The sequence below is a fragment of the Deinococcus marmoris genome (assembly GCF_001949125.1).
GTDB lineage: Bacteria > Deinococcota > Deinococci > Deinococcales > Deinococcaceae > Deinococcus > Deinococcus marmoris_A.
Window position 1 is genome coordinate 51,260 of record NZ_MSTI01000145.1, and the last position, 7,364, is coordinate 58,623.

The 7,364-nt window shown below is 63.1% G+C and carries 9 protein-coding genes and 2 tRNA genes; 9 read left to right on the plus strand and 2 right to left on the minus strand.

Annotation, left to right across the window (positions count from 1 at the left end; translation table 11 throughout):
• The first annotated feature begins 56 nt into the window (after nt 1-56).
• The 5 genes from BOO71_RS20880 to BOO71_RS20900 all read left to right on the plus strand — a co-directional run bounded on the left by BOO71_RS20880 (nt 57) and on the right by BOO71_RS20900 (nt 3,131).
• Complete coding sequence (locus BOO71_RS20880; RefSeq protein ID WP_075835668.1) at nt 57-1,316, plus strand: MFS transporter; 1,260 nt, start codon at nt 57-59, stop codon at nt 1,314-1,316.
• A 113-nt stretch (nt 1,317-1,429) separates the two neighbouring features.
• Nucleotides 1,430-1,927 carry a pyridoxamine 5'-phosphate oxidase family protein gene (locus BOO71_RS20885; protein WP_075835670.1) on the plus strand — a complete coding sequence of 166 codons (498 nt, stop codon included), beginning with the start codon at nt 1,430-1,432 and terminating at the stop codon, nt 1,925-1,927.
• 135 nt (nt 1,928-2,062) lie between these two features.
• Nucleotides 2,063-2,824, plus strand: a complete 762-nt coding sequence (locus tag BOO71_RS20890; protein WP_075835672.1) for a metallophosphoesterase — start codon at nt 2,063-2,065, stop codon at nt 2,822-2,824.
• 128 nt (nt 2,825-2,952) lie between these two features.
• Nucleotides 2,953-3,028 (plus strand) — tRNA-Asp (locus tag BOO71_RS20895).
• A gap of 27 nt (nt 3,029-3,055) precedes the next feature.
• Nucleotides 3,056-3,131: transfer RNA gene (locus BOO71_RS20900), tRNA-Phe, on the plus strand.
• Nucleotides 3,132-3,230: 99 nt separating this feature from the next.
• On the opposite strand, the gene BOO71_RS20905 is transcribed toward BOO71_RS20900, so the two are convergent.
• On the minus strand, nt 3,231-4,451 hold the full coding sequence (locus BOO71_RS20905) for a tyrosine-type recombinase/integrase (RefSeq protein WP_075835674.1): 1,221 nt from the start codon (nt 4,449-4,451) through the stop codon (nt 3,231-3,233).
• Between the two features lie 128 nt (nt 4,452-4,579).
• Nucleotides 4,580-4,783 carry a helix-turn-helix domain-containing protein gene (locus tag BOO71_RS20910; protein ID WP_075835676.1) on the minus strand — a complete coding sequence of 68 codons (204 nt, stop codon included), beginning with the start codon at nt 4,781-4,783 and terminating at the stop codon, nt 4,580-4,582.
• A 139-nt stretch (nt 4,784-4,922) separates the two neighbouring features.
• Here BOO71_RS20910 and BOO71_RS20915 point away from each other — a divergent pair, with 139 nt between their 5' ends.
• From BOO71_RS20915 to BOO71_RS27255, 4 genes are all read left to right on the plus strand, one after another.
• Nucleotides 4,923-5,339 (plus strand): hypothetical protein, encoded by a 417-nt coding sequence (locus BOO71_RS20915; RefSeq protein ID WP_075835678.1) that lies wholly within the window; start codon nt 4,923-4,925, stop codon nt 5,337-5,339.
• 192 nt (nt 5,340-5,531) lie between these two features.
• Complete coding sequence (locus BOO71_RS20920; RefSeq protein WP_075835680.1) at nt 5,532-5,900, plus strand: hypothetical protein; 369 nt, start codon at nt 5,532-5,534, stop codon at nt 5,898-5,900.
• Between the two features lie 72 nt (nt 5,901-5,972).
• Nucleotides 5,973-6,860 carry a hypothetical protein gene (locus tag BOO71_RS20925; RefSeq protein ID WP_075835682.1) on the plus strand — a complete coding sequence of 296 codons (888 nt, stop codon included), beginning with the start codon at nt 5,973-5,975 and terminating at the stop codon, nt 6,858-6,860.
• Between the two features lie 292 nt (nt 6,861-7,152).
• A partial coding sequence (locus BOO71_RS27255; RefSeq protein WP_175607336.1) for a helix-turn-helix domain-containing protein occupies nt 7,153-7,364 on the plus strand: 212 nt, incomplete at its 3' end.

Genomic DNA, 7,364 nt, shown 5'->3' on the forward strand with positions numbered 1-7,364 from the left:
TCAGCCGCGTTCCAGTCTGAAGCTGATCCCTTCACGGCGCGCTTATACTTCGCGCAATGACCTCCGAAACTGCCCATCCGCCCCAGCCGTGGGTGCTGTCCGCCTTCTGGTTCGGCACGGCCTTCCACTGGCTGGTGCTGCTGCTGATCCTGATGCCTGCCAACGTGGAAATGTTCGTGGGCGAGGCGCGCAAGGGTACCTATCTGGGCGCACTAGTGGCGATTGGCGCGGTGATGGCGCTGATCCTGCCGCCGCTGGTGGGCGCGCACAGTGACCGCACCGGGCGGCGGCTGCCGTACATGCGGCTGGGCGTGGCCGTCAATCTGGTGGGCTTGGCGGTGATGGGTTTCGCCGCCATGACCCTGACGGGCATGAACGGTTTCTGGGTCTACGTGCTGGGCTTCCTGCTGGTCCAGTTCGGCAACAATTACGCGACTGCGCCGTATTCGGCCCTGATCCCGCAACTGGTGCCGCCCAAAGAGCGTGGGCGTTACAGCGGTGTGATGGCGCTGCTTCAGGCGGCGGGGCAACTGCTGGGCGCGGTGGCGGCCTTCGCGGTGGGGATTCTCAAGCTGCCTGTGATCGTGTCGTTCGTGCTGATCGCCGTGGTGCTGCTCATTCCCGCCCTGGTCACCATGCGCGGTATTCCTGAAGCCAAAAACCCCAAACCGCTGGCAACTGCCGGGGGCAAAACGCTGAGCATCCGGGAACTGTTCGCGTATCAGGCGTTCCTGTGGGTCTTTCTGACACGGGTGCTGTTCTCGCTGGGACAGTACAGCGTGCAGCCGTTCCTCCAGTATTACAACCGCGACGTGCTGCGCCAGGCCGACGCCCCCACCAGCACCAGCATCATGCTGGCCTGCATTATCGTGGGCAGCATCGTCTCGGCGCTGATTGGCGGGCGCATCAGTGACCGGGTGGGCCGCAAGCCGGTGATCTACGTGGCGGGCGGGGCGATGGCCGCCGCCGCACTGTTGCTGCTCGTCGCGCCCAATTACCCGGTGGCACTGGCCCTGGCGCTGTTCTTCGGGCTGGGTTTCGGGGCCTTTACCAGCGTGGACTGGGCGCTGGGCAGCGACGCCATGCCCAGCGCCAGCAGCTACGCCCGCGACATGGGCATCTGGCATGTGGCCTTCGTCGCGCCGCAGATGAGCAGTGCGCCGCAGGGAGCGCTGCTGGACTGGGGCAACGCGCGGGGCGGCAACTTCGGCTACACGCTGGTCTTCGGCATCGCGGCGCTGTTCTTTATCGCGGGCGTGCTGCTGGTCCGCAAGGTGCCGGACAATGCGCATCAGGGGCAGCAGGCGGCGGCGTAGCCTGACTGGCCAGGGCGGCGGTGCTTAAGCTCTCTGCTAGGTTCCTTGATCTCTCATTTAGACGGTGCGGAGCGTTTCACAGCCCCCGTCCCGAGCGTGGCACTGTGACCCCTATGAGCGACGATCTGACCCGCGAACAATCCATCAAGCATATTGCCAGCATCATCAAGGACGTCAAGTTCGCCATGCTGACCACCGTGACCGATAGCGGTCATATGCACGCCCGGCCCATGACCACCCAGCAGACCGAGTATGACGGTGATCTGTGGTTTATTGGCGGCAAGGACACCGAGGGCGTTCACGACATGGGCCAGCGCCCGCAGGTGAATGTCAGCTACTCCAACCCCGACGACAGCAACTATGTCAGCCTGACCGGCACCGCCGAACTGGTCGAGGACCGCGCCAAGCTGGACGAGCTGTGGAGCGACTTCTACAAGACCTACTTCGAGGGCGGCAAGGAAGATCCCAACGTCCAACTGATCAAGATCAGCACCCACGGCGCGGAGCTGTGGGAAGGTCCCGGCAAGGTCAAGGCGCTGTACGAGCTGGCCAAAGGCGCAGTGACGGGCAAGCGCGGCGACATGGGCAACAACGAAACCGTCAATCTGTAATCCTGTCTCCGACTTTATCTGTTCCCCGTCATCTGAACTTCTGGATGGTGGGGATTTTTCATGTCTGGTGTCCCTGACCACGCCTGCCAGATGGCCTGTCCAATCCGCCTCCATGCCTAGTAAACTGCACTCCAGATGCGTAAGTTCATGGCCTTTGGCGACGTACACGCCGATTTTGAAACCCTGTGGTCCGCCCTGCGCGCCGCGAGTTGCGTGGACGGCGCGTTCCTGCCGACGCCCCCGGTGCAGGCTGGACTGTTTCAGGTGGTGATCATCGGCGATCTGGTCCATCCCAAGAACGAGCGCGAGTACGCCCGGCTGACTGGTCTGCCGCGTTTCGATATGTATGACCCGGAACATCTGCTGCTGGCCGCACGCAATCAGGCGGCGCAACTGGACCTTCTGCGGGCCTATCAGGCTGCCGCGCCGCACGCGGTTCACATCCTGCTGGGCAACCACGACGACGCCGTGCTGAACGGCAGCTACACCCTGGGGACCAGCGGCGGTCTGGTGCATCTGGAATTCGATCCCGAGCGCGGCGGCGTCCTGCTGCCAGAGCATCTGCGGAACTGGATCGCTGGGTTTCCCCGCGAACTGCGGGTGGGGGCGGTCCAGTTCTCTCACGTCTCGCCCCTGCCCGCCCATACGCATTACGACGATCTGTTCTACGCGGACCGCAGCACCAAGCACTGGTTCCGTGACACGCCGGAATATGTGGAGATGGCGGGTCTGGACTTCGGGGTCTACGGCCACACCCAGATCGATGACGGCATCCTGCTGGACCAGGACCACCGCTTCGCCATGATCGATGCCCTGCACGCCCGCGAGTACCTGGAACTGATGCTTGGCGACTCCGGCGACGGAACGCTTCAGGCGGTGCGGGCCGTTCCCTTCTGACCTGGCCCCGGCTGAAATCTGCCCGCAGGGCTGCTGTGCTTGTTGACAAGTTCCCAGAGCGCGGCTATCCTTAACCCCGCTGCTTTTCGTGGGCAGCACAATGACAATCAAGCACCAGAAAAAGTATTGGTCCGGTAGTGTAGCGGTTAGCATATCTGCCTGTCACGCAGAAGGTCGCGGGTTCAAATCCCGTCCGGACCGCCACTGTTTTCTCCCCCGTGGGGAAAGCAAGGCTGGATAGCTCAGCTGGTAGAGCAAACGATTGAAAATCGTTGGGTCGCCGGTTCAAGTCCGGCTCTGGCCACCAAGTTTAAACCCCGTCCTAGACGGGGTTTTTTCCTTTGGTGCTGACGGCCTAAGCCGTGCCCAACTGCCCTACATGCCCAACGCGTGCCCAACGGGTTTTTCATAGCGTCCTTTCTGAGTCTGGAATGAGTGCGGGAAAGTCCAGCGTCAGGGCCTCACGTTCCTTCTCGAAGACCGTCCTGTATCTGTCCTGAGTGAATGACGCGCGGGCATGGCCCACATGGGCAGAGATGACCTCGACAGGCCGCCCATGCTGCCCCTGGATTGAAATAAAGCTGTGCCGGAGAACGTGCGTCCCTTTGTAGGGCACGTCTGCCGCCTCACACAGCCGCCGCATGAAGCTATACACCGTGTCCGGCAGAATCGCCCCGCCCTTCGAGTTCGTGAATACGGCGTCACTGGGCGTATAGCGCGCGGCCTGGGCCTCCATATCCAGGGCCACCTTCTGCGGCTGTTCCTTGAGGATCGCCAGGGCGTCCCCAGCCACGCGCACCGTCCGGCGTGACCGTGCTGTTTTGGGCGTGGTCCGGTGGGCGTGCCCATTGACGCTGACCAGACTTTCCCTGATATGGACCAGGGCGGATTCCTCGCCCAGCTCCACATTCTCCCAGCGCAGGCCCAGCGCCTCCCCGATCCGCAGGCCGGTCGCCAGCATGAAACAGAAGGGTGCGCCGCGTGGGTCACGCCGGGCCACCGCGTAGAACCGCCCCGCCTCCTCTTCTGTCCACGCCTTCACTGTCACTTCGCGCGCCGCTTCCCGCGTGTATTTGGGCCGGGCCACGTCTGCCGGATTCCTGGGCAGGTCGCCATGCCGCACCGCTTCCGAGAACATTTGATAGAGCATGTTGTGAATCAGGCGCTTCATGGAATCGCCCAGCGGCTTGACGCCCTTCAATCCTTCGCCGCGCCGCTCATCCTGATAGGTGAGGCCCGCATAGAAGGCTTCAAGATCGCGCGGCGTGATCGTCGATAGGCGGCGTCTGCCCAGGCTGGGCAGGATGTGGACATTCATCATGCTTTCGTGACTGCGGGCGTAGGTGGCCGCCTGACTCTGTTTCTTGACCGCGTGCCACGCTTCCAGATAGTCGCCCAGCGTGGTCTTCTCCGTCACGGAGAACTGACCGCGCGCCGCGTCCGTCCTGGCCCGGCTCAGCGCCTCTTCTGCCTCCGTTTTGGTGTCCATCGTCCCAGCCGCCCGCATGAGTTCCCCGTTGGACAGCTCGACACTGGCCCGCCACTGCCAGCGCCCAGACGGCAAGCGCCGGACACTGCCGCGCCCATTGCCCCGCTTCACTGTGGGCTGCTCTGCTTTCTTCGCCATGTGGTCAACCTTCCCTGAATTGGTGCAAAACTCGATTTGGTGCAAACTGTCCTGCCCCTAATTTCACGCTGTCCAGCACGTTAAAAACGATTTGGTGCAATGGTGCAGCTACATACCAGAGTGGGCGGTTAGCTGCTGGATTTGGGTTGAATCACGATCTCCAGGCCCAGGGTGTCAATGATGGCGGGCCAATGACTGCGCTCATTCAGGACTGAGGCTTGCAGAGTGCGGCTAATCACCGGCTGAGTAGTGTCTAGCTGCTGGGCGAGCTGCGCTTGAGTAATGCCCTGATCCTTCAAAGCTTGCCGGAGTTGGGCGGCTAGGTCTTCCATGACATGACATTAGCACACATATGCTAGCTGTTGACATATATGTTAGTGAGTGTCATACTTAGGTCAGCAGAGAAGGGACGCCACTCCGACTAAGAAAAAGCGTCCCCATCTGACTCCCCCGCTTCACAGGAGAATCAAGATGCAAGATACCGCCCAGCCCACCACAACCCCCGCACTTTCCCGCACCTGGGCAGCCCACACCACCTACCGCGAGTGCAGCGTGGTCACGTCCACCGCCGTCTACACCGTCACCATCAGCCGCACCGGCCAGGGCTTCAGCGCCGAAGTGAATGGGCAGCCGGTGGACGTGCTGGCCGCAGATCGGCTGCTGAGGAATGCGGATCGCCTGGAGCTGCTGGCCGAAGTCCTGCCCACCCTCGGCAAGCCCGCCGCCTGCAACCTTCACCGCGAATTGAGCCGCCTCGGATTCAAGGACCACTACCAGACCGCCGCCGATGCCCTGGGCCGCCCCGTTCCCTCACTGGCCGCCCTCAGCCCCCAGGACGCTTACACGGTGCGGGATTACGCGCGCGGTCAGTGGGGCATGACGGCCTAAGTTCAACTTAGGGTGTGATTTCAAATCACACCCTCTGGAGGTTGTTCACCTGTTGAGCAACTTCCCGCCCACTCTCCCGAATAAGTGTCGCCAGCTCCACCTATTCCCTCACCCTCTGAAGGTTGTAGCGCCCGGTTACAACCTCCCCACACGCCCAGCCCTTCGCCCTCTCTGCCCTCTGGAGGTTCCACCATGACCACATTCACCCCCACCGCCCGCAGCACCCAGCCCCGCGCCGATAGATGCGAGTCCTGTGCCGCACCGGTTCCCCATCTGCCCCAGCCGTATGGCCTGGGCCGTCCTGCCATTCTCTGCCCCACTTGCGCCGCCCGCGTGTCCCTCGAAAACGCCGCCGCAGACCACCTTCACGCGCTGATCTATCCCACCGTTCTGGCCTGGGCGCGACACTGGAAGGGGGCCGGTGTTGGAGCTGGGGCGCTCGGCTCGCTGCTGGCGCTAGAGGGTCACTTCTGGAACCCGGACGGCGCGCTCTACCGTGACTGTGATGAGGCTGAGGCCGCCGCCGCCGCTGTGATCGACGAGGCCATAGCGGGCCGATAGCAGCCACCGCCCCAGCACCGGGGGTGCAGACGAAACGCACCCCCATCACTCCCCCGAAAGGAAGGCCACACCATGACCGTAGACGAGAACAGCCCGATTCATTTCCTGAACGGCCTCACGCCAGATCAGGCCGCCGTCACTGACGCCCGCGCCTATGCCCGCATGCTGCCCACGGCTGGGCGGGTGGCTGGGCGGATCGAGGATCTGTGCCACTGCTTTTCATCCTTTGCCGCAGATGTTGCCGGGCCGCGCCTGCCCAGCGCCCACGCCACGGCGCTCAACGTCCTAGCGTATGCCGCCTCTGGCCTCTATGCGCTGCTCGAAGACGCCCAGCGCCCCGGCATGGGAGACGGCTGGGCCACCCTCACCCGCGCCCGGTTGTGGGCCGTGGATAAGTGCCAGGCGGCCACCGCGCCCCTTCCCCCAAAGGCCGTCGAAGGCTTGCATCTGGCCTTTTCAAATCGCCACATGCTGCCCACCTGGGCCGGTGAACAGGGGCGCACCCTGGAAGCTGGAGAACTGGCCGCATGGTGGACGGTGGCGCACCTTCTGGAGGCCGCGCCCCATCTGGAAGACGGTGAAGCGGAAGACCTCACCACCGCCGTGCTGGAGGCCCTGACGCCCGGCCCGTACCCCTACGCCCGCGCGGCCCACCTGACAACGCAGCTTTTCGCTGTTCAACACGAGGCGCTGCCTGTCAATACGGCCCAGTACGTGGAACAGATGCCCGGCCACATGGTGCGCGTGGGCATGGGCGGGGGAGAGTTCTACGAAGTCAGCCGCGCACAGGTGAGCTTTACCCCGCTGCCTGACGGCTCGGCCTTCCTGGGCTTGCTCGTAGGGACGCCTGACGCGCACACCGTCCGGCTTGAACCGGAAGACGCCCGGACGGTGTGCGCAGTCCTGGGCTTCGACTATCCCAGCCCCGATGGGCGCGGCCCGGTGTCTCACCTGAACTGAACCATGCCAGAGGTGCGAGGGTTGTGCGGTTTGTCGCGTCCACTGCTACCACCGCGCACCTTCACCGGCCAGCCGTTCACCCGCGCCCAGCGCCACAGCAGGCGCACCGGCAAGCCCAGCGAAGTACACCAAACATCAACCGGATTTTGTCGCGTTTTTTCAGAAGACCTCTTGCGAAAGTCGTGCGCTAAGGTAGGGGATGGTTGGCACGCTAAAATATCATCAGGCCCTGAAGCTGAATCGCACGAGTTTTCGCCGTCGCACTGGTGTGTACCCTGAAACATTTCTAGAGATGGAGACCGTGTTGCAAGAACGCCATGCCAACAAAGTCAAATCTGGACGGCCACCTGCACTCTCTTTGGGAGCGCAACTCCTGATGACGCTGGAGTTCTGGCGCGAGTACCGCACGTTGTTTCACATCGGCCAGGACTGGGGTGTCCATGAGGCCACGGTTCAGCGAACCGTGGTGCGTGTTGAAGATGCCCTGATACAAAGCGGGAAATT

Excerpts from the sequence above, each read along its gene's own strand:
- BOO71_RS20905 (WP_075835674.1), bottom strand. The coding sequence starts at position 4,451 with ATGGCGAAGAAAGCAGAGCAGCCCACAGTGAAGCGGGGCAATGGGCGC.
- BOO71_RS20925 (WP_075835682.1), top strand. The coding sequence starts at position 5,973 with ATGACCGTAGACGAGAACAGCCCGATTCATTTCCTGAACGGCCTCACG.
- BOO71_RS20890 (WP_075835672.1), top strand. The coding sequence starts at position 2,063 with ATGCGTAAGTTCATGGCCTTTGGCGACGTACACGCCGATTTTGAAACC.
- BOO71_RS20885 (WP_075835670.1), top strand. The coding sequence starts at position 1,430 with ATGAGCGACGATCTGACCCGCGAACAATCCATCAAGCATATTGCCAGC.
- BOO71_RS20920 (WP_075835680.1), top strand. The coding sequence starts at position 5,532 with ATGACCACATTCACCCCCACCGCCCGCAGCACCCAGCCCCGCGCCGAT.
- BOO71_RS20910 (WP_075835676.1), bottom strand. The coding sequence starts at position 4,783 with ATGGAAGACCTAGCCGCCCAACTCCGGCAAGCTTTGAAGGATCAGGGC.
- BOO71_RS20915 (WP_075835678.1), top strand. The coding sequence starts at position 4,923 with ATGCAAGATACCGCCCAGCCCACCACAACCCCCGCACTTTCCCGCACC.
- BOO71_RS20880 (WP_075835668.1), top strand. The coding sequence starts at position 57 with ATGACCTCCGAAACTGCCCATCCGCCCCAGCCGTGGGTGCTGTCCGCC.